General features: G+C 60.7%; 18 protein-coding genes, 3 rRNA genes and 1 pseudogene. 12 read left to right on the top strand and 10 right to left on the bottom strand.

Features of this window, described 5'->3' with window-relative positions; translation table 11 throughout:
* The first annotated feature begins 465 nt into the window (after positions 1-465).
* Both LOKO_RS00100 and LOKO_RS00095 read left to right on the top strand, forming a co-directional pair.
* Positions 466-924 (top strand): hypothetical protein, encoded by a 459-nt coding sequence (locus LOKO_RS00100; RefSeq protein ID WP_066443374.1) that lies wholly within the window; start codon positions 466-468, stop codon positions 922-924.
* A gap of 1 nt (position 925) precedes the next feature.
* The gene (locus LOKO_RS00095) at positions 926-2278 is read left to right on the top strand and encodes a tripartite tricarboxylate transporter permease (protein WP_083517349.1); all 1353 of its coding nucleotides are present in this window, start codon (positions 926-928) and stop codon (positions 2276-2278) included.
* A gap of 238 nt (positions 2279-2516) precedes the next feature.
* Here LOKO_RS00095 and LOKO_RS00090 read toward each other — a convergent pair whose 3' ends face one another.
* Positions 2517-3368, bottom strand: a complete 852-nt coding sequence (locus LOKO_RS00090) for a MurR/RpiR family transcriptional regulator (RefSeq protein ID WP_066443373.1) — start codon at positions 3366-3368, stop codon at positions 2517-2519.
* Positions 3369-3618: 250 nt separating this feature from the next.
* On the opposite strand from LOKO_RS00090, the gene LOKO_RS00085 reads away from it, so the two are divergent.
* The 6 genes from LOKO_RS00085 (at position 3619) to LOKO_RS00060 (ending at position 9655) form a co-directional block, all read left to right on the top strand.
* The gene (locus tag LOKO_RS00085; protein ID WP_335339193.1) at positions 3619-3948 is read left to right on the top strand and encodes a hypothetical protein; all 330 of its coding nucleotides are present in this window, start codon (positions 3619-3621) and stop codon (positions 3946-3948) included.
* A gap of 175 nt (positions 3949-4123) precedes the next feature.
* A complete protein-coding gene (locus LOKO_RS00080; RefSeq protein ID WP_066443367.1) occupies positions 4124-5569 on the top strand; it encodes a sodium-dependent transporter in 1446 nt (481 codons plus the stop codon).
* A gap of 138 nt (positions 5570-5707) precedes the next feature.
* Entirely contained in the window at positions 5708-6478 is a 771-nt protein-coding gene (locus tag LOKO_RS00075; RefSeq protein ID WP_066443365.1) for an ABC transporter ATP-binding protein, read from the top strand.
* 135 nt (positions 6479-6613) lie between these two features.
* On the top strand, positions 6614-7318 hold the full coding sequence (locus LOKO_RS00070; RefSeq protein WP_066443363.1) for an ABC transporter ATP-binding protein: 705 nt from the start codon (positions 6614-6616) through the stop codon (positions 7316-7318).
* A gap of 25 nt (positions 7319-7343) precedes the next feature.
* Positions 7344-8348 carry a branched-chain amino acid ABC transporter permease gene (locus tag LOKO_RS00065; protein WP_066443361.1) on the top strand — a complete coding sequence of 335 codons (1005 nt, stop codon included), beginning with the start codon at positions 7344-7346 and terminating at the stop codon, positions 8346-8348.
* Positions 8348-9655, top strand: coding sequence for a branched-chain amino acid ABC transporter permease (locus LOKO_RS00060; protein WP_066443359.1), 1308 nt, complete (start codon positions 8348-8350; stop codon positions 9653-9655). Before LOKO_RS00065 ends, LOKO_RS00060 begins: the two co-directional genes overlap by 1 nt.
* 71 nt (positions 9656-9726) lie before the next feature.
* On the opposite strand, the gene LOKO_RS00055 is transcribed toward LOKO_RS00060, so the two are convergent.
* The gene (locus tag LOKO_RS00055; RefSeq protein ID WP_066443356.1) at positions 9727-10932 is read right to left on the bottom strand and encodes an ABC transporter substrate-binding protein; all 1206 of its coding nucleotides are present in this window, start codon (positions 10930-10932) and stop codon (positions 9727-9729) included.
* 319 nt (positions 10933-11251) lie between these two features.
* Between LOKO_RS00055 and LOKO_RS00050 the strand changes: the two genes are divergently transcribed.
* Positions 11252-12316, top strand: coding sequence for a C45 family autoproteolytic acyltransferase/hydolase (locus LOKO_RS00050; protein ID WP_066443348.1), 1065 nt, complete (start codon positions 11252-11254; stop codon positions 12314-12316).
* A 21-nt stretch (positions 12317-12337) separates the two neighbouring features.
* Here LOKO_RS00050 and LOKO_RS00045 read toward each other — a convergent pair whose 3' ends face one another.
* Positions 12338-12595 (bottom strand): hypothetical protein, encoded by a 258-nt coding sequence (locus LOKO_RS00045; protein WP_066443346.1) that lies wholly within the window; start codon positions 12593-12595, stop codon positions 12338-12340.
* Between the two features lie 202 nt (positions 12596-12797).
* Positions 12798-13388, bottom strand: coding sequence for a DUF4202 domain-containing protein (locus LOKO_RS00040; RefSeq protein WP_066443344.1), 591 nt, complete (start codon positions 13386-13388; stop codon positions 12798-12800).
* Between the two features lie 858 nt (positions 13389-14246).
* On the opposite strand from LOKO_RS00040, the gene LOKO_RS00035 reads away from it, so the two are divergent.
* The gene (locus tag LOKO_RS00035) at positions 14247-15260 is read left to right on the top strand and encodes an aldo/keto reductase (protein ID WP_066443342.1); all 1014 of its coding nucleotides are present in this window, start codon (positions 14247-14249) and stop codon (positions 15258-15260) included.
* A 79-nt stretch (positions 15261-15339) separates the two neighbouring features.
* Here the strand turns inward: LOKO_RS00035 and LOKO_RS00030 are convergent.
* The 5 genes and pseudogenes from LOKO_RS00030 to LOKO_RS00020 form a co-directional block, all read right to left on the bottom strand.
* Positions 15340-18199, bottom strand: a 23S ribosomal RNA gene (locus tag LOKO_RS00030).
* Positions 18200-18305: 106 nt separating this feature from the next.
* Positions 18306-18473, bottom strand: a complete 168-nt coding sequence (locus tag LOKO_RS18460) for a transposase (protein ID WP_083517348.1) — start codon at positions 18471-18473, stop codon at positions 18306-18308.
* A 157-nt stretch (positions 18474-18630) separates the two neighbouring features.
* A 5S ribosomal RNA gene (gene rrf / locus LOKO_RS00025) occupies positions 18631-18746 on the bottom strand.
* Position 18747: 1 nt separating this feature from the next.
* Positions 18748-19326: pseudogene (rlmM, locus tag LOKO_RS18455) on the bottom strand (23S rRNA (cytidine(2498)-2'-O)-methyltransferase RlmM); the annotation flags it as partial.
* Between the two features lie 44 nt (positions 19327-19370).
* A complete protein-coding gene (locus LOKO_RS00020; RefSeq protein WP_066443339.1) occupies positions 19371-19814 on the bottom strand; it encodes a DUF2721 domain-containing protein in 444 nt (147 codons plus the stop codon).
* Between the two features lie 252 nt (positions 19815-20066).
* Between LOKO_RS00020 and gdhA the strand changes: the two genes are divergently transcribed.
* Positions 20067-21419 (top strand): NADP-specific glutamate dehydrogenase, encoded by a 1353-nt coding sequence (gene gdhA, locus LOKO_RS00015; protein WP_066443337.1) that lies wholly within the window; start codon positions 20067-20069, stop codon positions 21417-21419.
* A 377-nt stretch (positions 21420-21796) separates the two neighbouring features.
* Positions 21797-22078: a hypothetical protein gene (locus tag LOKO_RS00010; RefSeq protein ID WP_066443334.1), complete on the top strand. Its 282-nt coding sequence runs from the start codon at positions 21797-21799 to the stop codon at positions 22076-22078.
* 184 nt (positions 22079-22262) lie between these two features.
* On the opposite strand, the gene rrf (LOKO_RS00005) is transcribed toward LOKO_RS00010, so the two are convergent.
* A 5S ribosomal RNA gene (gene rrf, locus LOKO_RS00005) occupies positions 22263-22366 on the bottom strand.

The raw sequence follows: 22366 nt of genomic DNA, 5'->3' as shown, positions 1-22366 counted from the left end.
CCATGCGCAGGCATGGGAGCTGGCCAACCTAATGCAGGCAGCGTGCCAACACTGCACCATCACAACCCATAATTTTTTTATCCATATGTTTTAAAATGTTTTTTTGATTCTTGCGAATACCCTTCCTTGCACCAGAAACGCTACCCGAGCCATATGGCAGGAAGGAGAAGGATGTTTTTGCACCACAATTGACCATGATCAGCGCCTTCTGCACCGCATTGATGCACTATTCTCACCCAACCCCTGCTGTATAGTGGCTGTATGGTCAAGAACCATCCGCTCCATTAACGTTTAATTTCCGTCGCAGCCAGTGTTTGAGGGGGTGCCCCGCAGCAGATAGTGTCGTCGGCTAGCCATTTTGTCAGCAAAACAATACGTGGAAGGCAGTGAATTCAAGCAAACTTTCTGTTCAAGACATTTGCTGCCCGCCTCGAACCGTCACCCACACCACAAGACCTACACCACATGACCGATATGCCACGCAAGAATTTCTGGTCTGGAATCGGTGTTGCCGCCATCGCGGTGCTGCTCCTCGCCTGGGTCATTCCCACCTATGGCGGCCGCGGCTTCGCCATCGGCATGCCGCCCAAGGCGCTGGCCACCCTCGGCGCCTGGCTGATGCTCGGCTGCGCCGGCCTGCTGACCCTGGTCAGCGCCATAGCGCTCAAGCGCGCCGGAAAGCCCTTCTTCTCCATTCCGCCGGCCGGCCACCTCTGGCATCAGGTATGGCCGTTCCTGTATGTGCTGGGCTTCATCGTGCTGATCGATCGCTTCCCGTTGACCTGGGTCGCACCGCTGCTGATCGGCGGCCTGCTGCTGCTGCTCGGTGAACGACGCTGGTATGTGGTGGTGCTCACCGCCACGATCCCGGCGGCCGGCCTCTATGGCCTGACCGCCCATCTGATGCGCATTGGAGTGGTGTGACATGATCGGTTTCGACGCCATTCTCGCCTCCTTCGCGGCGGCCCTGCACTACGAATCCATCGCCATCATCCTTGGCGGCGTGCTGCTCGGCTATATCGTCGGTGTCATTCCCGGCCTCAACCGGGCCGTGGCCATCGCCATCGCCATTCCGCTGACCTTCTACATGTCGGCCTATGCCGCCATCGCCTTCCTGATCGGCCTGTCCAAGGGCACCGCCGCCGGCAGTGCCGTCTCGGCCATCCTGCTCAATACGCCCGGCGAGCCCTCATCGGCGGCCACCTGCCTCGATGGTTATCCCATGGCCCGCGACGGCAAGCCGCGCAAGGCACTCAAGGTAGGCCTGCTGGCCTCGGTGATCGGCGATCTGCTGGCCACCCTGCTGTTGATTGCGGTGGCCATTCCGTTCGCGTCGGTGGCGCTGAAGTTCGGCCCCTACGAGCTGGCCGCCATCCTGATCTTTGCGCTGGTCTTCATTGCCGCCATGGCCGGGGGGTCGTTCCTCAAGGGACTGGCGGCCGGCGGCATGGGGATCATTCTCGGCACCGTAGGACTCGACCCGGAAACCGGGGCGGCGCGCTTGACCTTCGGCTACGCCGAGCTGATGGAGGGCGTGCCGATCCTGCCGCTGGTGATCGGGACTCTGGCACTCGCCGAGATGTTCGTGCAGCTCGACGAGTATCGCCGCAACAAGGGCGCCAGCGTGATCAAGCTGAGCGACGACAAGGCGGACGATCTCTCCTACCGAGAGTTCAAGGGCACCCTGCCGACCATCCTGAAGAGTACCGGGGTGGGGGCCTTCGTCGGGGCGCTGCCGGGCCTGGGGCCGTCGGTAGGGGCCTTCATGGCCTATGGCCTGGCCAAGCGCAGCGCCAAGGATCCCGACAGCTTCGGCAAGGGCAACCCCAACGGCATCGCCGCCGCCGAGGCGTCGGACAACGCAGTGATCCCGGCCAGCTATATCCCCCTGTTCGGCCTGGGCATCCCCGGGAGCGTCTCGGCCGCCCTGCTGGTGGGTGCCTTCATGATCCACGGCATCCAGGTGGGGCCGCTGATGTTGCGCGACCACCCGGAAATGCTCTTCACGCTGTTCTCGGGGATGATCGTGGCGAGCCTGTTGATGCTGGCAGTGGGCTGGTATGGCCTGCGTATCTTCGCCCGGGTCACCAGCGTGCCGCCGCATATCGTCATTGCGGTGGTGATCTTCCTCTGCCTGGCCGGCATCCAGGTGCAGGGCTATGGCACCTTCGGCCTGGTTACGGTATTCGTCTTCGCGATCTTCGGCTACTTCCTGAAAAAGTTCGATTACTCCTTCNCGCCGCCAGTGAGGTGGCAGCAACCAGCAGCTTCAAGTTGAAGCGGGGAGTGCGTGGGTCAGGGTGCATGATAAAGACCTCTATGGGTGTCAAATGGAACAGACGGACACCAAAAGAAATCCAATTTTCATGCCATTTACGAAAGAAAATATTTTTTCAGGTTGGTCGGCAATGACATAGCGAAGAAAAATCACCTGCGCTATGCCAGAGTGTCGATCGACAAGGGGAAAAAATTGCACACCTCGCGAGCACTATCTACCCACCTTGCACCACAAGCGATCACTGCAACTCATCAAGCGCTTCGTGAATCGCCTCAATGCCGGTCAGTCGGCGACGCCCCTCGGCGCCGGAGAGCTCGATCACCCGCGTGGCCAGAAAATGGCACAGCGATAGTACCGCCACATGGTTGAATAACGGACCCGGCGCCGCTGTGCGGCACACCGCATGCCAGCGGACCCGCTCGTTGCTGGGGGCGCTCTCGTCGGTGATGTATAGCACCTTGGCGCCACTGCGCTCGACCTGCCCAAGCACCGCCTCCAGATCCGCCGTGCGACGCTTGAGACCGAACAGGATCACGCAGTCGTCGGCAGCAATACTGATCAGGTTCTCGGCCAGTGTTTCCCCCGCCCGTGGCAGCAGCGAGGTACTCTCGATCACCTGCAGGATCTGCCAATTGAGATACTCAGCGAATGGATGGCTGCTGCGGAAGCCGATCACCCACACCCTTCGGGCCGTGAGCATGGCTTCTGCCACCTCATCAAGCACCGCCTGAGAGAGGTGCTGGCTGGCGTGGTCGAGGTTCTTGACCGCCTGGTGAATATGCCGATGCAGCAGATTATCGCCCTCAGCCTCTTCACGCCCTTCCACACGCAGCAGCGCCGCGCCCTCCTCGCGATTATCGCGCACGTGCTGACGCGCCTCTTCATAAGAGCGGTAGCCCAGCTTCTTGATGAAACGTGTCACGGTAGCGTTAGAGACGCCGGCAAGGCCTGCCAGTTCTGTGGCGGTGTAGCTGGCCAGCTCCCCCGGGAAATTCAGAATGAACTCGGCAAGTCTTCGCTCGGTGGGATGAAGTAACGGCAGCGCCGCCTTGACACGGGTTACAAAGGAAGGCTTTTGCACCGAACTCATGTTCTCACCAGGCAAGCGGCTTTGATTACAGTCGTCATGTCTGTATCTCCCTGGTACAAGGCACTTTGAAACGAGTGTTATGGCATCATAGCGACTCTCGGCGAGCAGGTGGAGAACCAAGCGAAACACGTCCGCCAGCCATTGGTGGAACACAATGCTGTCTTCCCCCCTCTGCAGGCGTCTACCCTTCTGCTAGAGCAATAGCCTTCTGCCAGGGCAATCGGTTAAACGGACGGTACAAGAGGAGCTAATGATGCACAGACACGTGGAATGGGACGACCCCGGTGCCGCCAGCGTCATGCGCCACTACGAAAAGAACCCCATCGGTTACTCCGACCCCGGGCCGGGCGACATCCTCTCGGCCCGCTATCAGGGGCTGGTAGTGCGTATCCGGGTCGACGCCTATGTCGACGGTACCAGCATCGGCGAGGTGGTGGCACTGATCAACCCCGCCAGCGGCGAACGGCGTAAGCTGGCCGGCAAGCTGGCCCAGGGCGATATCGTGCGGCTACCGGATGCCAGCCGAGCCTTCGAGCCCACCGGGGGCGACGAGGATGAAGGTGACGAGGACCACACATGAACGCTGGCCCCCGTCATCAGCCGCCCCCAACGCAACCTTAACGCTTTGCCACTGGCCAAGGCGCCGGTTTCTGTCGCAAAGTGTACGCGCCGCCAGGCTCCCACCTACCGGTGCGATGACCGACGGCAACCCATAGACGGCCCACAAGGCCTTGACCCGACCCTGCGGAACCACAATGAGCACGCATAACGTCTGGACACACAAGGGCACCTTCCTGCTTGCCGCAGTCGGCTCGGCAGTAGGGCTCGGCAATCTATGGCGCTTCCCCTACCTTACCGGCGAAAACGGGGGCGGTGCTTTCATCCTCGTTTATGCACTGACCATTTTCGCCGTTGGCATTCCTATCCTGATCGGCGAGACCATGCTCGGCAGGGCCAGCCGACGCAGCCCCATCATGGGCATGCGTCACCTGACCAGAACGCACAATACCTCCCGCGCCTGGGAGTCCATCGGCTGGCTGGGGGCGGCCTCGGCCTTCCTGATACTGAGCTTCTATTCGGTCATCGCCGGCTGGGCGATCCACTATACCGGGCTGATGCTCACCGGCAGCCTGGCCGGCGCCGACGCCGCCACCATCGGAGCGAGCTTCGACAGCCTGCTGGCCGCCCCGGCACTGCTCACCCTCTACCACACCCTGTTCATCATCGCCTCGGGGCTGATCGTCGGCCTGGGTATCCACAAGGGGCTCGAGAACAGCCTGCGCATCCTGATGCCCTCGCTGTTCGTCATCCTGCTGGTGGTACTTGGCTACGGCATCGCCAATGGCGACTTCGGTGCAGCACTCGGCTTCCTGTTCACCTTCGATATCGGCGCCTTGAGCCTCGAAGGCTGGCTACAGGCGATGGGCCAGTCGTTCTTCACCTTGAGCCTCGGCATGGGGGCGATCATGGCCTATGGCGCCTACATGTCCAGCGAGGTCTCGCTGACCCGTACCGCCTTCGCCATCGCCTTCGTCGATACCGCCGTGGCCATGATCGCAGGCCTTGCCATATTCTCGCTGGTGTTCGGCGCCGGCCTCGATGCCGCCGCCGGACCCGGCCTGATGTTCGTGTCCCTGCCGCTGGCCTTCGCCGAGATGCCCTTCGGCGCCCTGGTGGGCGGGGTCTTCTTCATCCTGGTGCTGGGTGCGGCCATCAGCTCCTCGATCTCGCTGATCGAGCCGGTGGCCGCCTTCCTGGTGGAACGCTTCGACCTGACCCGCCCCCAGGCTGTCTTCGGCATGGTGACGGCAAGCTGGGCCATGGGTCTGCTGACGGTGGTGAGTTTCAACATCTGGGCCGAAGGCACTATCTTCCATGCCCTGTTCGGCCGCAACGCCTTCGACTTCATCGAACTGCTGACCAATATCTTCATGCCGCTGGGCGGGCTGCTGATCGCGCTGTTCGCCGGCTGGGCGCTGACCCACTCCGAGGTCATGAAGGAGATGCGTACCAGCGAGACCTGGTTCACCATCTGGCGCTTCCTGGTGCGCTTCGTGGCACCGGCAGCGGTGGCCTTCGTCTTCCTGCGGAGCATTCCGCAAATCGAGGGTTACCTGATACCCACCGTGGGTGCGCTGGTGATCGTCGGCGCCTTTGCTGCCGGCCGTACCTTCCTGGTGGACAACAGCCAGGAGCTGTAACGCAGGCAGCCGCCGCCCAGGTGCGGCGGCCTCACAATCCAGAGTGTCACCGCGAAAAGGTGCCGTCGGGCACTGCGGGGCGCCATAACAAGACTCCGGGAGCCATCGGACTCCGGAAAGACACTGGGCGGAACCAACATGCCAGCCATTATCGACGTCAGACACGTCAACAAGGCCTTTGGAGGCCTGAAGGTCATCAACGACTGCTCCATCCAGGTGGAGGCAGGCTCCATCACCGGACTGATCGGCCCCAACGGCGCCGGCAAGTCCACCCTGTTCAATATCATTGCCGGCGCCCTGCCGCTGGACAGTGGCCAGGTCATGCTCGACGGCGAGGACATCACCAATCGTCCCGCCAACGAGCTGTTCCACAAGGGGCTGCTGCGCACCTTCCAGATCGCCCATGAGTTCTCCCAGATGACCGCGCTGGAGAACCTGATGATGGTGCCACCGAAGCAGGCAGGCGAGAGCCTCTTCAGCGCCTGGCTGAAACCGGGCATGGTACGCAGCCAGGAGAACGAGGTACGCCGCCGCGCCCTGGAAGTGATCGACTTCGTCGGCCTGCACCACGTGCGCAACGAGCTGGCCGGCAACCTCTCCGGCGGCCAGAAGAAACTCCTCGAGCTTGGCCGCACCATGATGACCGACGCCCGTGTGGTGCTGCTCGATGAGATCGCCGCCGGGGTAAACCGCACCCTGCTGGGCGATCTGGTCAGCAACATCGAGCGGCTCAACCGCGAGATGGGCTACACCTTCCTGGTCATCGAGCATGACATGGACATGATCGCCCGGCTGTGCGATCCGGTGATCGTGCTGGCCCAGGGCAGCGTCATGGTCGAAGGCACGATCCAGGAAATCCAGAACAACCCGCAGGTGATCGAGGCCTACTTTGGTTCCAACGTAGCCTGAGGGGTTCAAACGTGGCCTGAGGGTTTCCAACGTCGCCTGAGAGGCGTCGCGGCGCCTGAGCCACGGTCGACCCGCTTGGTTTACAAGAATCTGGGTTGCAAGAAGAACAGTTACGACTAGCGCAGAGAATCCATGATGCCACTACTCGAAGCACGCGACGTGCATGGCGGCTACGGCGGCATGAACATCCTCAACGGGGTGAACATGACCATCGAAGCCGACGAGATCGGTGTAATCGTCGGCCCCAACGGCGCCGGCAAATCGACCATGCTCAAGGCCATATTCGGCCTGCTCACCGTCAACCAGGGCGAGATCCTGCTGCGCGGCGAGCCGATCCATAACCTGCCGCCCAACAAGCTGGTCCAGAAGGGCATGGGATTCATTCCCCAGGAGAAGAATGTCTTCCCTAGTCTCACGGTGAAGGAAAACCTGGAGATGGGGGCCTTCCTGAAGCCGAATAACGTCAAGCGCATGCTCGACAAGGTCTATGGCTTCTTCCCGCCTCTTCACGAGAAACGCCACCAGCCCGCGGGCGAACTCTCCGGCGGCCAGCGCCAGATGGTGGCCATGGGCCGGGCGCTGATGGCAGAACCCGACGTCCTGCTGCTCGACGAACCCACCGCCGGCCTCTCCCCGCTCTACATGAACGAAATCTTCGAGCGGGTGAAGGAGATCAACGCCGCAGGCGTCGGCATTCTGATGGTGGAGCAGAACGCCAAGCAGGCGCTTGCCATCGCCGACAAGGGTTTCGTTCTGGCCGCCGGCCAGAACCGTTTCACCGATACCGGCGCAGCGCTGCTGGCCGACCCGGATGTCGCCAAGAGCTTCCTCGGCGGCTAGAAGCCAGTACCTGGAGAACAATGACGTGAATGAACTGGTTTTCTTCATCAACAACGTGGTGATCGCCGGCAGCGTGACCGGCTCGATCTACGCCATCGGGGCCATCGGCGTGACGCTGGTGTTCAGCATCATGCGCTTCGCCCACTTCGCCCACGCCGACATGATGACCTTCGGTGCCTTCATGGTGTTGCTGCTGACCATGGCTTTCCCGGGGGCCGGCGCCGTGGTCGGCCTGCCCACCGCGGTGGTCATGCTGCCGCTGGCCATGGCGCTCACCGCACTGCTGGCCGTAGGCATCGACAAGGCGTTCTACAAGCCGCTGCGTGCCCACGGTGTCAAGCCCATCGTGCTGGTCATCGGCTCGCTGGGCGTGACCCTGATGCTGCAGGGGCTGATCCGCCTGTTCGCCGGCACCAGCGCCCAGAGCCTCTATATCGCCGAACGCAAGGAGATCTACCGGCTGGAGCTGCCCTTCGAACTGGCGACGCGGCCGATCATCGTCACCGAGCCGCAGATCATCCTCTTTATCCTCACCATCGCCTCAGTCGTGGGACTGCACATATTCCTCAACCGCTCACGGCTGGGCAAGGCCATGCGAGCCATGTCCGACAACCCGGACCTGGCCCGGGCATCGGGGATCAACACCAACACCATCGTCGCAGTCACCTGGGTGATCGCCGGGGGCCTGGCGGCCATAGCCGGCACCCTGCTGTCGCTGGACGTGACCTTCAAGCCCGACCTCAGCTTCTTCCTGCTGCTGCCGATCTTCGCCGCAGCCATCGTCGGCGGCGTGGGGCACCCCTACGGGGCCATCGCCGGCGGCTTCGTGGTCGGCTTCGCCGAGACCCTGGCCGTGTTCAACTGGTCGGTCATGCTGCGCCCCATCGCCCACCTTTTCCCCGAATGGATCGAGATTCCCCGCAACCTCGCCTTCGTCGGCACCGAATACAAGATCGTGGTGCCCTTCTTCATCCTGGTGGCCATTCTGGTATGGCGCCCCACCGGCATCTTCAAGGGTAAGGTGATCTGATGAACAACCCCACTCCCACCCCTACCGAGACGACACCACAGAGCCGCTTTCCGGTTCGCGAAGTCGTTCTGTTCGGCGCCCTGCTGGTGGCGGTACTGGGCGTCTACATGGCCATGGGCACCGCCTACAGCACCCGCATGCTGGTGGAGGCCGCCTGCTACGCCATTCTGGCCCTGGGCCTCACCATCCAGTGGGGCTACGCGGGCCAGTTCAATGCCGGCGTCATGGGCTTCGTCGCCATCGGCGGCTTCAGCGCCATGTTCTTCAGCGTGCCGGTCAACGATGCCTTCTGGGGCACCGAGCTTCCCGGTGAGCTGGGCCGCGTGCTGCTCTACGCAGTGGCCTCGATTGCGCTGGTGGTCGGTGCCACCCGGCTCGATCGCCTCGGCGTGCCGAAGAAGCTGCGCACGGTGATCGCCGTGATCCTGGGGGTAGTCCTCTATCTGGTCGTCATCAGCATGCTGCGCGCGGTCACCAGCGAGATCCAGTCCCGTGCCGGCTTCGTCGGCGGGCTGGGCCTGCCGGCCTGGACCGGCTGGATTGTCGGCGGCGCCCTGGCCGGCGGCATCGGCTATTACATCGGACGTATCTGCCTGGGCCTGCGCAGCGACTACCTGGCCATCGCCACCCTGGGCATCGCCGAAATAATCAAGGCCTTCCTCAAGAACTCCGACTGGCTGACCCGTGGCACCGCCACCGTTTCCCCGCTGCCCTGGCCCACACCGGGACCCAGCGAGCTGGGCTTCACGCTGGCCCGAGCAGTCTACCTGTCGGTGACGGCGGCGATGATCGCGGTGATCTTTTTCCTGCTGCACCGTGCCTACCATGCCCCCTGGGGCCGCATGATCCGCGCCATCCGCGACAATGAGGTCTCGGCCGCGGCCATGGGCAAGGACATCAACAAGCGTCGCCTGGAGATCTTCGTGCTGGGCTGCATCCTGATGGGTGTCGGCGGCGGCGCGCTGGCCTCGTTCAACAGCCTGTTCGACCCCCAGGGCTACCTGCCGCTCAACCACACCTTCCTGGTGCTGGTGATGGTGATCCTCGGCGGCCCCGGCAACAACCTGGGCACCATCTTCGGCGCCGTGGCGGTCTATATCATCTGGCTGATGTCCGAACCGCTGGCACTGTTCCTGATGAACCTGGCGGTGATGTTCGGCGAAGGCGTCTTCGGCTGGGATCCCCCCGGCAACCTCTCCAGCCGGGCACTGCAGGCCCGGGTACTGGTGATCGGCCTGTTGATCACCCTGGTGCTGCGCTTCGCCCCGCAGGGGCTATTGCCAGAGAAGGTCAAGCACCACGGATAGCAGTCACGGGTAGAAGTAAAAAGCCCCGGGGGAGAAATCCCCCGGGGCTTTTCGCTGTGCCTTGCTAGCGTTTAGAGGTCGACCTGCCCCTTGCTGACGAAGGCGCCGTCTTCCACTACCATCTCGACCACGACGCCGGGCACGTCACCTGTCTCGTCGAACTCGTGACGGCCGGAAGCACCCTCGTAGTTGATCTCGGTACCGGCGGCGATCAGCTCCACGGCCTTCTCCCACTCGCCGGGCAGGATCACTTCGCCGGGTTCGCTGGAAACGCTGCGCAGCGCCTCGGACAGCCCTTCACGCTCGGCGCTGCCGTTCTGCTCGATGGCCAGCGCCAGCAGGAAGGCGGCATCGTAGGCCTGGGCGGCGAAGACCGCGCTGGGGTCGAAGCCCGCTTCCTCGGCGGCCTGGTTGAAAAGCTCGGTACCCGGCAGGTCCGGGCTGCCAGGGCGCGTGGCGATCATGCCCTCGAGGACATCGGCACCCACTGCCTCGATCAACGAGGAGCCCACCATGCCGTCGGCGCCGGCGTACTGGGTGAACATGCCGCTCTCGTAGGCCTGGCGCAGCACGGTCTGGCCGGAGCCATCGGCGTAGGCCAGCACCACCAGCGTCTCGGCACCGCTACCGGAGAGCGAACCCAGCTCGGAGCGGTAGTCGGCGCGCCCATCCTCGTGGGCCAGGTTCTCGGCGACGATACCGCCGCCGGCCTCGAAGGCCTCGACGAAGGCATCGGCCAGGCCGCGGCCGTAGTCGTTGTTGACGAAGGTCACCGCGACCTCATCGAAGCCCTTGTCGAGCATCAGCTTGGCCAGGATTTCGCCCTGGAAGGCATCGGACGGCACGGTACGGAATACCAGGTCGTTGTCGTCCAGCTCGGAGACCGCCGGTGCGGTGGAGGCCGGTGACACCATCACCACGCCGCCGGGAATACCGGCATTGTTGGCTGCCGCGATGGTTGCACCGGTACACAGCGCCCCCACGATGGCGGTGACCTCTTCTGTATTGACCATGCGGTCCGCCGCATTGGAGGCCGCCGACGCATCGCTGCAGGTGGTATCCGCACTGGGCATGACCAGCGTCTGTCCACCCAAAATACCGCCCTGCTCGTTGATCTGCTGGACCGCCAACTGGGCACCATCGAAGATCGGAGGTGTCAGGCTCTCGATCGGCCCCGTGAAGCCACCAAGAAAACCGATTTTCACTTCCGCCTGCGCCGCACCGACGAATGCCAGGCTGGATGCTGCAACGGCCATCGCCAAAACGCGTTTTTTCATGGTTGTTCTTCTCACTCTGGTTGCTAAAAAAATGCACCCCCTAAATCTGGAAGGATTGGCGCCAAAACACAAGCCCCGCTGCCAACGTTAGCGGAACATAATTCAGCCCCAACTCGCTGATCAGAAGGGCGAATCATCCCCTGATCGGTGATGCACAATTCAACGCTGGCGACAGAACCTCTCCCAGCGTGCCTATACTGATGGGTCCGATGCCACCATCCGACAGGAGCCAAGCCATGCGGCCTGCAATCCCATCAACTCTGGCAACCGGCCGGCAATGCCAAGTCCACCTTTGGCGGAGCCTGTTCGAGGCCGTCTCATGACACTACCTACCCAACCCCTTTCCGTAACCCGGCTCGCCGGCAGTCGACATGACATCGGCACGGCTCATGGCCGCATTCATGCCCGGCTCATTCAGCACAGCCTGGGAGTCTACGCCCAGCTGTTCCACGACTTTGTGGGCATCCGCTGGGAAGAGGCCCGCCAGGAAGCCGAGCGCTTCCAGGCCATGATCGAGCGGGGGTTTCCCGCCATCCTCGAGGAGATGGCAGGCATCGCCGAAGGCGCCGGGGTCGACGTCACCGACATCCTCACCCTGAACTGCCGTAGTGAGATCGCGCTGACCCGCGCCAGCGGCGGCTGCTCGGCCTTCTCGCTGCAGCGCCAGGGCCGCCAGTGGCTGGCCCAGAACTGGGACTGGCGCACCGACCAGCTGCACAACGTGGTGGTCCTGCATATCGAAGGTACCGACACCGTGCCGCTGGTCAGCGTCGGCGAAGCGGGCATGGTGGGCAAGGTGGGCATGAACGCCAACGGTATCGGCGTATGCCTCAACGCCATCCGCTCACAGACCTGCGGCGACGGGCTGCCGATCCACGTGGCGCTGCGCAAGATACTGGAAAGCCCCGACTGGGAGAGCGCCCTGGACGTGGCCCGTAACGACCGGGTCTGCTCACCGGCCCACTTCCTGCTCGCCGCTGGCGACGGCCGGGCCATGGGCCTGGAGGTGCAGCCCGGCGAGCCCGGCCGGCTCACGCCGCAGGACGGCATCGTCACCCACACCAACCACCTCTACGCCGCCGGCTGCCAGGTCCAGGACTTCCCCCGCATCGACTCGCAGCCCCGGCTGCAGCGGCTCGATACCCTGTTGCACGACGAACTGGCCACCGACAGCGACGTGGACGAAGCCACCCTGTTCGACATCCTCAGCGACCACCACAATGCACCGCTGTCGATCTGTCGCCACTTCAACCCCGACCAGCCCCCCGACGAACGCATGGAAACCCTATTCGCCGTGGTCATGGAATTGAGCGAACGCCGCCTCACCCTGCGCCACGGCAAGCCGTGCGAAACCGCTGATAGCCTGACCCTCTCCCTGGCCTGAGCCAACCGCCAGAACGCGAATTCAGCGCCGCGTGCGGGGAATGGCCACGTCATCCAGCTCACCCTTCAGGTACTGTTCCGTGGTACGCAGAAAACGGCGACGGAGCAACTCCTGAATGGTCACTTCGTGACGCAGGGACCGCAGCGCCTCCTCCTCGTCGGAAACGGGCGAAGCCTGTCGCGGGGATTCCCGGCCCAGCCGCACCGCAACCGACGTGGCATCCATGATATGCAGGTTGGTGTTTATGCCCTCGAGCGGGGAAGGGATAGGGTACGGCATGGCAATCTCCGATTACTTTTATTAATGATAACCATTATCATTAACTACCGAAAATCTAGTCGCCCACCTGCCCCCTGTCAATTCCCACAAAGAAAAATCATTCTCACCACCACCCACTTCAAGGGCGAGCCCGCCGACACCCTACCTCGACGCCGCGCAGACGCTCATACCGTAAAGCCACCGCTGAATGGCGCCGCCGCCTTCAGCCGGCGAGCGCCTCCTCCACCAGCCCTCTCGCCTCATCGCTCATTGGCAGCGCGAGCGCCAGCTCATGGGCCTTCGGCGACATCTTCTTCCAGGTCATCTGCACGATGCGAATCAGGTGATCGTGGTCGATCTGCTTGGAGAAATCACCGAAGTAGTTCTCCAGGAACACCAGGCACGCGCAGTCCTCCACCGCCTGGGTACCCGGGTCACGCCCCAACCCCTGCTTGCGGATCATCTGCGACACCCGCGCCGCCTCCTCCGGCGAATAACCGCACGCCTCCATCACCCGCGCCGTCGTCTCACCGGCCCGCTTGCCCTGGTCACGCCGCCAGGTTAGATACCCCACCCGGCCCTCCGGGTACTCGTTGCGCGGCACCTGCCAGCGCTGCATATGCTGCGAACGCACCGCCAGCTGCGTCAACTCATCCGCCCCCGGCACCACCCGCTCCAGCCAGGCGCTCATGCGCCCCGCATGCCAAAGCTCCATCGGCAGCGACTCCCCCTCAACCTCCACCCGGCGAGGATCCTCCGCATGCAAGGCATCGAGAGCCGCCATCGCCTGCTGAAAAGCGGTTTGATCGGTCATAACAAAACCCTCCCAAGCTATTGTCACACCAGCATACCGCAACACAACGCCACACAAACGACTCAACGACACAAGAAAAAGACACTGCAGGAGGCAGCTTCAGCTCGCCACCGCAGCCCAGCCACCACATAAGAGAAAAACGCTGTTGGAGCGCTGCTCCGCATCGCGACTGGCGCCGCAGGCGCCTCGGCGGAAACCACCAACGCCAGCAACGACCACAACGCCCCACCACGCCACCACATAAGAGAAAAACGCTGTTGGAGGCAGCTTTAGCTCGCGACCACGGTGTCGCCAACCTTGGCGATGAACACCAACGGCCACGCTCCTCACTGAAGTTTCTTCATGAGCACGCTTCCACTGAGTAACCTTGAACCCACGCTGGCGAGGTCGGATTGTCACCTCCTGTCCCTACGGTAGGGACATCCGTTGAGCCCGCCCCGATATTTCTTAGCTGCCTGGGTGGCTGACTCAGTCGTCCCCACCCCTTCACTCAACCCTAAGCATGCGGCCGCTCCCACCGGGCCACGGCAACCTCCGCCTGTCGCGAGCTGAAGCTACCTCCAACAAGCGTCGATGCACTCGATGGTGGATGTCTTGGCTCGTCTCCTGCCCTTCCATCAACCCTAAGCAAGCGGCCGATCCCAAGCCGCTGGCAACCTCCGCCCGTCGCGAGCTGAAGCTACCTCCAACAAGCGTCGATGCAATCGATGGTGAGCTACCTCCAGCAGTCGTTGATGCCACCGATGGTGACTGTTTCGGTTCACCACCTTGCGATGCCCCACCCGCCCTCGGCATGATGAGGCATTACCGCCGCCGGCCCTGCTGTGCGCCTTGCCCCTGCCACCCACAAGGATCACCATGTCGACTCTCTTTGATCGCCTCAAGGACGTTGCCTCGCCCCCCATTGGCCTGGGCTGCATGAACCTCTCCCATGGCTACGGCAGCCCCGTACCCGAGCCCGAGGCAATTCGTGCTCTGGAAGAGGCCTTCGACATGGGCTATCGACACTTCGATACCGCGACGCTTTACGGGGCAACGGCCAACGAGAAGGTGGTGGGCCAGGCCCTGGCGGGCAAGCGCGACCAGGTGATGCTGTCCAGCAAATGCGGCATGGCCATCGACCCGGAACTGGGCAAGCGGGTGATCGACGGGCGTCCCGAGACGCTCAAGCGGCAGTGCGAGGCGAGCCTTAAGCGCCTGCGTACCGAACACCTGGACCTCTATTACCTTCACCGGCTGGACCCTCAGGTGCCCATCGAAGAGAGCGTCGGTGCGTTGGGTCGGCTGGTGGACGAGGGCAAGATAGGCGCCATCGGGCTCTCCGAGATATCTGCGGCCACCTTGCGCCGCGCGGTAGCCGAGCGCCCCATTGCGGCGGTGCAGTCGGAGTATTCCCTGTGGACCCGCAACCCCGAGATCGCGCTGATCGCGGCCTGCCGGGAGGCAGGCACGGCGCTGGTGGCCTTCAGCCCCCTGGGCAGGGGCTTTCTGGCAGGCGCCGTGACAGACCCCGCGCAGCTGCAGGAAAACGACGTTCGCCAAACCATGCCGCGCTTCAGCGCCGAGAACCTGCCACACAACCTGCGCCAGCTGGAACAGCTCCAGGCCGTCGCCAAGGCGCTGGACGTGACCTCCGGCCAGTTGGCTCTGGCCTGGCTCAGGGCAAAAGGAGAGGACGTGATTCCGATTCCCGGCTCCCGCTCGATAGCCCACATCCACGAGAACCTGGCGGCGGGCACGCTCGACCTGGATGCGGCCACCGTCACCCGGCTGAACGCCATGCTGACCCCGGATCAGGTAGCCGGCGGCCGCTACGGCGCGGAGCAGCAGGCGGATATCGATACCGAGGAATTCGAACTCGAGAAGCCCTGAGTAGCGAGCGTGCATAGCCATACCTTGCTGCCAGCCGGACTGCCACCTAGCCTGATAGTTGCCACTGTCGTTTTTCAAGGAGGTAAAACGCCATGAAGCAACTGTTGATATCCGGTTTTCTCGTCGCCCTTATGGCAACGGCTGCCCACGCCGGGATGTCTCATCTTGAAGGGGGCTTCCCGCTTAGATGCTTTCAGCGGTTATCCTGTCCGCACATAGCTACCCGGCAATGCCACTGGCGTGACAACCGGAACACCAGAGGTGCGTCCACTCCGGTCCTCTCGTACTAGGAGCAGCTCTTCTCAAACATCCAACGCCCACGGCAGATAGGGACCGAACTGTCTCACGACGTTCTAAACCCAGCTCGCGTACCACTTTAAATGGCGAACAGCCATACCCTTGGGACCGACTTCAGCCCCAGGATGTGATGAGCCGACATCGAGGTGCCAAACACCGCCGTCGATGTGAACTCTTGGGCGGTATCAGCCTGTTATCCCCGGAGTACCTTTTATCCGTTGAGCGATGGCCCTTCCATACAGAACCACCGGATCACTAGAACCTACTTTCGTACCTGCTCGACGTGTCTGTCTCGCAGTCAAGCACCCTTATGCTCTTGCACTCACTGCACGATTTCCGACCGTGCTGAGGGTACCTTCGTGCTCCTCCGTTACTCTTTAGGAGGAGACCGCCCCAGTCAAACTACCCACCACACACTGTCCTCGATCCGGATAACGGACCTGAGTTAGAACGCCAATGATGCCAGGCTGGTATTTCAAGGTTGGCTCCACCTGAACTGGCGTCCAGGGTTCAAAGCCTCCCAGCTATCCTACACAGGCAACATCAGCGTCCAGTGTGAAGCTATAGTAAAGGTTCACGGGGTCTTTCCGTCTAGCCGCGGGTACACAGCATCTTCACTGCGATTTCAATTTCACTGAGTCTCGGGTGGAGACAGCGTGGCCATCATTACGCCATTCGTGCAGGTCGGAACTTACCCGACAAGGAATTTCGCTACCTTAGGACCGTTATAGTTACGGCCGCCGTTTACCGGGGCTTCGATCAGGAGCTTCGCCCGAGGGCTAACACCATCAATTAACCTTCCGGCACCGGGCAGGCGTCACACCCTATACGTCCGCTTACGCGTTTGCAGAGTGCTGTGTTTTTAATAAACAGTTGCAGCCACCTGGTATCTTCGACCGGTTCATGCTCCAGGCGCGAGGCCCTTCACACTACGCCGGCGTGCCTTCTCCCGAAGTTACGGCACCATTTTGCCTAGTTCCTTCACCCGAGTTCTCTCAAGCGCCTTGGTATTCTCTACCTGACCACCTGTGTCGGTTTGGGGTACGGTCCCACATGATCTGAAGCTTAGAGGCTTTTCCTGGAAGCGTGGCATCGATGACTTCCTGACCGTAGTCAGTTCGTCTCGCTTCTCGGCCTTCTCACTGAAGAGAGCGATCCGGATTTACCTGAATCGCTGGCCTACAAGCTTTCACCAGGACTACCAACGCCTGGCTCACCTAGCCTTCTTCGTCCCCCCATCGCAACCATGTGAGGTACGGGAATATTGACCCGTTTCCCATCGACTACGCCTTTCGGCCTCGCCTTAGGGGCCGACTCACTCTGCTCCGATTAGCGTCGAACAGAAACCCTTGGTCTTCCGGCGGGGGAGTTTTTCACTCCCCTTGTCGTTACTCATGTCAGCATTCGCACTCGTGATACCTCCAGCAGACTTCTCAATCCACCTTCATCGGCTTACACGACGCTCCTCTACCGCTTGCCATTCGGCAAGCCCGTAGCTTCGGTACCTGGTTTAGCCCCGTTACATCTTCCGCGCAGGCCGACTCGACTAGTGAGCTATTACGCTTTCTTTAAAGGATGGCTGCTTCTAAGCCAACCTCCTAGCTGTCTGAGCCTTCCCACATCGTTTCCCACTTAACCAGGATTTCGGGACCTTAGCTGACGGTCTGGGTTGTTTCCCTTTTCACGACGGACGTTAGCACCCGCCGTGTGTCTCCCACGCTTGCACTCACCGGTATTCGGAGTTTGCCTCGGGTTGGTAAGTCGGGATGACCCCCTAGCCGAAACAGTGCTCTACCCCCGGCGGTGATACGTGAGGCGCTACCTAAATAGCTTTCGAGGAGAACCAGCTATCTCCGGGCTTGATTAGCCTTTCACTCCGATCCACAAGTCATCCAAATCTTTTTCAACAGATCCTGGTTCGGTCCTCCAGTTGATGTTACTCAACCTTCAACCTGCTCATGGATAGATCGCCCGGTTTCGGGTCTATATCCAGCGACTGGTCGCCCAGTTAAGACTCGCTTTCGCTACGCCTCCCCTATTCGGTTAAGCTCGCCACTGAATATAAGTCGCTGACCCATTATACAAAAGGTACGCGGTCACAGAACAAGTCTGCTCCCACTGCTTGTACGCATACGGTTTCAGGATCTATTTCACTCCCCTCTCCGGGGTTCTTTTCGCCTTTCCCTCACGGTACTGGTTCACTATCGGTCAGCCAGGAGTATTTAGCCTTGGAGGATGGTCCCCCCATATTCAGTCAAGGTTTCTCGTGCCCCGACCTACTCGATTTCACGTGATCAGATTTTCGACTACGGGGCTATCACCCACTATGGCCGAGCTTCCCAGCTCGTTCGTCTAATCAGTCACACGCTTAAGGGCTGGTCCCCGTTCGCTCGCCGCTACTGGGGGAATCTCGGTTGATTTCTTTTCCTCAGGGTACTTAGATGTTTCAGTTCCCCTGGTTCGCCTCCCAACACCTATGTATTCAGTGTGGGATACCCAGCTTGTGCTGGGTGGGTTTCCCCATTCAGAAATGCCCGGGTCACAGGTCGTTTGCCACCTCGCCGAGCCTTATCGCAGGCTACCACGTCTTTCATCGCCTCTGGCTGCCTAGGCATCCACCGTATGCGCTTAATCGCTTGACCATATAACCCGAAAGGGTCTGGTCCGCGATTACTCACGACAATTGCCGGATACGCTTGAGACGTATCACGTTGTCCTTCCTTTTCAGGAAGAACTTGTCAGCATGATTCACATTGTTAAAGAGCAGANGACAAGGTTGGTGTTGAGCCCGTGCTGCAGCGCGACTTGGGCGATCGAGGCATCGCCCTGCAGGCAAGCGGCGACGATCTTGGCCTTGAACGACGGGGCATAGCGACGGCGACGACGGATCTCACGTTCGGTGCTTGGGGATGTCATGAATAGGTGCCCATCTATTAATAAGTGGGCACCTAACGTCACAGAAGGCGAGCCTCTGCGAAAGATGGGTTCACCAGCCGGTTACCATTAATGCACCCTTTTTCAGGGCCCATGAAAAAACCCCAGCCTCTTTCGAGACTGGGGTTTTGGTATAGGTGCCTGACGATGACCTACTCTCGCATGGGGAGACCCCACACTACCATCGGCGCTGAGCGGTTTCACTGCTGAGTTCGGCATGGGATCAGGTGGTTCCCGAACGCTATGGTCGTCAGGCAAAACGGGTCCAGGCCTCCTCCAGCTTGAGGGTCGAGCGACTTGGCGCAGCATGTGGAAAACGCAGCCGACGAATACCACCCGGGAGTTCGCTGCGATTGCCAGGGAAGCTCATCCCCAACTGCACCCGATCGCCATCGCTCCACAACAGGTGAAGCCTCCGACCGGCAGCCTTGCGGCGCAGCGCCCCGCGCTTCTTCAGCATCGACTCGAGGGGACGTGTCAGCGCCTTGATCAGCCCCGAGAGTGCCTTGCCGTCATTGGTATCGGGCGTTTCATGCCAGATGGAATCGAAGTTCCAGCCTCTCGCCACCACCTGCTCGATGATCGGCGACAGACGGTTTTCCCGTGATAGCGTCAGCCCCGGAAGCGCAACCAGGCTCTGCCGCGCAAATATCAACCCTTCCAATGGCAGTTCACGCTGGAGCAGGTTGACGGGGCGTGTGTCCAACACATGAAAGCAGACGTACCCGGCCTGAGGGTCGTATTCCGCCTGCCCGGACCACCCAAGTCCCCTGGCGCGGGAATCGATTTCAGCCGCCAGGTCAGCTTCGAAACCGGGGCGACAATAGAACAGCATCCGATCGGGTAGCGGGGACTTTTCTACCGCTTGAACTTGCTGCGTCAAGGGACCTCCTTCGGCTTGTCTTGCGAGGTGCGCCCGCTACGGCTCTGCCTGCCACCCAGCGCCTCGATATCCTGTAGCTGTACGTTCAGCGCATTCGTTGAAATTGTAACTTCCCAGAGTGAGTAGACCAGGGACACGGACAGCGTGACCAGGCTCGCCCCGAACAGAATCATGCCCAGCAGTTCTAGCGAGAGGAAAAGGGCAAACATCGACAGGGTGCAAAGCAGAAAACTCAGCACACCAGCAACCTGCATGCGCTTGGTCAGTGAGATTCTTCTGCGCAGCAGCAGAATCTGTCGTGTCGTTGCGTCCTGGTGAAGGCTGCGCTCTTCCTCCGCCAACTTGCGGATCAGCTGCGCCAGTACCAGAAATCGATTGGTATAGGCCAGCAGCAGCAGCGAAATGGCAGGAAACAGCAGGGCCGGTGTGGTCAGGGTCACGGTTCCGGAACTCCGCTTTATTCAAGGAAATACATGATACCAGCCAACTGTCGGGCAGGGTTGCGAACAGGCGTATCGTTTATTTGCCGTTTATGAACCATTCTTAGTGATCGATATTAGTGCATAAGATAGGCCCTTTTTAAAGGCTTTTCGACTCATATCTATGTCTAATCTCAGCATGACCCATACAGTTGCTGCATAATGGTGCATTGGATTATAGTGGCCACAATCCACTTTCAATCAGGAAGCCTCATGACCTACGTTCACGATACCCTTGAGGGTCTCAGGAAAAGCAGCCCGGCCCAGGGTGAGTTCTATCAGGCCGCCGAAGAAGTTCTCGAATGCCTGCGCCCACTGCTTGATGCGGTGCCTCGTTACCATCAGCACAGCATCATCGAGCGCATCGTCGAGCCGGAGCGCCAGATCATGTTTCGGGTCAGCTGGGTCGACGATGGCGGCAAGGTACAGGTCAACAAGGGCTATCGGATCCAGTTCAATTCTGCCCTGGGGCCCTACAAGGGTGGCCTGCGATTCCATCCCAGCGTCAATGCCAGCATCATCAAGTTCCTGGGCTTTGAGCAGATCTTCAAGAACGCCCTGACCGGCCTGCCGATTGGTGGAGGCAAAGGTGGCTCCAACTTCGACCCTAAGGGCAAGTCCGATGGCGAAATCATGCGCTTCTGCCAGGCCTTCATGACCGAACTATATCGCCACATCGGGCCCACCACAGACGTACCGGCTGGCGACATCGGCGTTGGCGCTCGAGAGATTGGCTACCTATACGGTCAATACAAGCGCCTTACTGGACGCTACGAAGGCATTCTCACCGGCAAGGGGCTGAACTGGGGCGGCTCCCTGGGTCGCAAGGAAGCTACCGGCTATGGTGCGGTCTACTTTGCTCAGAACATGCTCGAAGCACAGGGCGACAGCATCATGGGCAAGACCTGCCTGGTATCGGGTGCCGGCAACGTGGCCACCTACACCATCGAGAAGCTCTATCAGCTCGGCGCCCGGCCAGTCACCTGCTCCGATTCCCGGGGCACCATCCACCATCCGGAAGGCATTAACCTGGATACCCTCAAGCTGCTCAAGGAAGTCAAGCGCGCCTCATTGCGTGAATATGTCGAGCATCATCCGGAGGCGCACTATATCGACGCCCAGGACTATCCCTCCGACGGACATGCGGTATGGCGCCTCAAGGGCGATGTCGCCTTCCCGAGCGCTACTCAGAACGAGGTCACGGAAGCAGATGCCCGAGCCTTGCTCGAGAACGGCATCCATTGCATCAGCGAAGGCTCCAACATGGCCTCAACCGCCTCAGCCGTCGATCGCTTTCTCGAAGCAAGAATCGCTTACGGACCCGGCAAGGCTGCCAATGCCGGCGGCGTGGCCACCAGCCAGTTGGAGATGGCTCAAAACAGCAGCATGCAGCAGTGGACACTGGAGAAGGTCGACACCAAGCTCCAGGCCATCATGGCCGATATCCACAAGCAGTGTGCCGATACTGCCGCGGAGTTTGATGAGCCAACCAACCTGGTACTTGGTGCCAACATTGCAGGCTTCCGCAAGGTAGCCGATGCCATGATCGAACAGGGCGTAGTCTAGACTCAGCTACCAACACCCCCTCTATATAACCCGGCGCCATTGGCGCCGGTTTTTTTGCACCCCTCACAGCCGACGGCCAAGCGAAGAAAGTGAGAACAACTCGCACGTGTTACATGGGCGCATGTGTCAGATAACACCACTTTTTCAACCCTGTGTCCGACTCCAGCCGATCCGCAAGTAAATCCATAAGAACCTGATATCTAGTGTTTTTTTATATTATTGGCAGAACTGGCCCGCAGTCTGCATTCCTCAGAGTGAGCAAGACGAGCGGGTTGAGCTTTCGATCAAGGCTATTTAGGTCACTCTTCACCGCCATGACGAACGAAGCCCCAGGCTTCACCAGGCACTTCAAGTCAGACTCCAATGGAGGTATGCACATGATGTCCAAGGAATTCCTCAAGAAGCTCGGTATTGTTGGTATCACTTTTGGTCTTGCAACCAGCCCGCTGGCATTTGCCGACTTCCATGATGAGGAAGAAGGTCAAGAGCCTGTACCACAGGAAACTGCTCCTGAGGGCGAAGCCGATGACGGCTTTGGCGCCGGCGCTGACACCGAGTATGAGAACGAAGAGGAAGAGTGGGACGCCGAGGAGTGGGAAGAAGAGAATGAAGAGGAAGAGTGGGAAGTCGAAGACGAGGATGACGATCAGGAATGGTAATACCTGATAGCCCTCACGGACGCTCTACTCTACCCAAGGACGGGTAACCAATCACCACCAGGTTGGTTTACGAAGATCACCTCCGGCATTGCCGGAGGTGATTTCGTTTGATGTAGAGGTCTATCATTTTGAACCAACAAAGAAAAACCCCAGCCTCTTTCGAGACTGGGGTTTTGGTATAGGTGCCTGACGATGACCTACTCTCGCATGGGGAGACCCCACACTACCATCGGCGCTGAGCGGTTTCACTGCTGAGTTCGGCATGGGATCAGGTGGTTCCCGAACGCT

Source organism: Halomonas chromatireducens (assembly GCF_001545155.1).
Lineage (GTDB): Bacteria > Pseudomonadota > Gammaproteobacteria > Pseudomonadales > Halomonadaceae > Halomonas > Halomonas chromatireducens.
This window is presented reverse-complemented; position numbering and strand designations above follow the sequence as displayed.

Excerpts from the sequence above, each read along its gene's own strand:
- LOKO_RS00100 (WP_066443374.1), top strand. The coding sequence starts at position 466 with ATGACCGATATGCCACGCAAGAATTTCTGGTCTGGAATCGGTGTTGCC.
- LOKO_RS00090 (WP_066443373.1), bottom strand. The coding sequence starts at position 3,368 with ATGAGTTCGGTGCAAAAGCCTTCCTTTGTAACCCGTGTCAAGGCGGCG.
- LOKO_RS00085 (WP_335339193.1), top strand. The coding sequence starts at position 3,619 with ATGATGCACAGACACGTGGAATGGGACGACCCCGGTGCCGCCAGCGTC.
- LOKO_RS00080 (WP_066443367.1), top strand. The coding sequence starts at position 4,124 with ATGAGCACGCATAACGTCTGGACACACAAGGGCACCTTCCTGCTTGCC.
- LOKO_RS00075 (WP_066443365.1), top strand. The coding sequence starts at position 5,708 with ATGCCAGCCATTATCGACGTCAGACACGTCAACAAGGCCTTTGGAGGC.
- LOKO_RS00070 (WP_066443363.1), top strand. The coding sequence starts at position 6,614 with ATGCCACTACTCGAAGCACGCGACGTGCATGGCGGCTACGGCGGCATG.
- LOKO_RS00060 (WP_066443359.1), top strand. The coding sequence starts at position 8,348 with ATGAACAACCCCACTCCCACCCCTACCGAGACGACACCACAGAGCCGC.
- LOKO_RS00055 (WP_066443356.1), bottom strand. The coding sequence starts at position 10,932 with ATGAAAAAACGCGTTTTGGCGATGGCCGTTGCAGCATCCAGCCTGGCA.
- LOKO_RS00050 (WP_066443348.1), top strand. The coding sequence starts at position 11,252 with ATGACACTACCTACCCAACCCCTTTCCGTAACCCGGCTCGCCGGCAGT.
- LOKO_RS00045 (WP_066443346.1), bottom strand. The coding sequence starts at position 12,595 with ATGCCGTACCCTATCCCTTCCCCGCTCGAGGGCATAAACACCAACCTG.
- LOKO_RS00040 (WP_066443344.1), bottom strand. The coding sequence starts at position 13,388 with ATGACCGATCAAACCGCTTTTCAGCAGGCGATGGCGGCTCTCGATGCC.
- LOKO_RS00035 (WP_066443342.1), top strand. The coding sequence starts at position 14,247 with ATGTCGACTCTCTTTGATCGCCTCAAGGACGTTGCCTCGCCCCCCATT.
- gdhA (WP_066443337.1), top strand. The coding sequence starts at position 20,067 with ATGACCTACGTTCACGATACCCTTGAGGGTCTCAGGAAAAGCAGCCCG.
- LOKO_RS00010 (WP_066443334.1), top strand. The coding sequence starts at position 21,797 with ATGATGTCCAAGGAATTCCTCAAGAAGCTCGGTATTGTTGGTATCACT.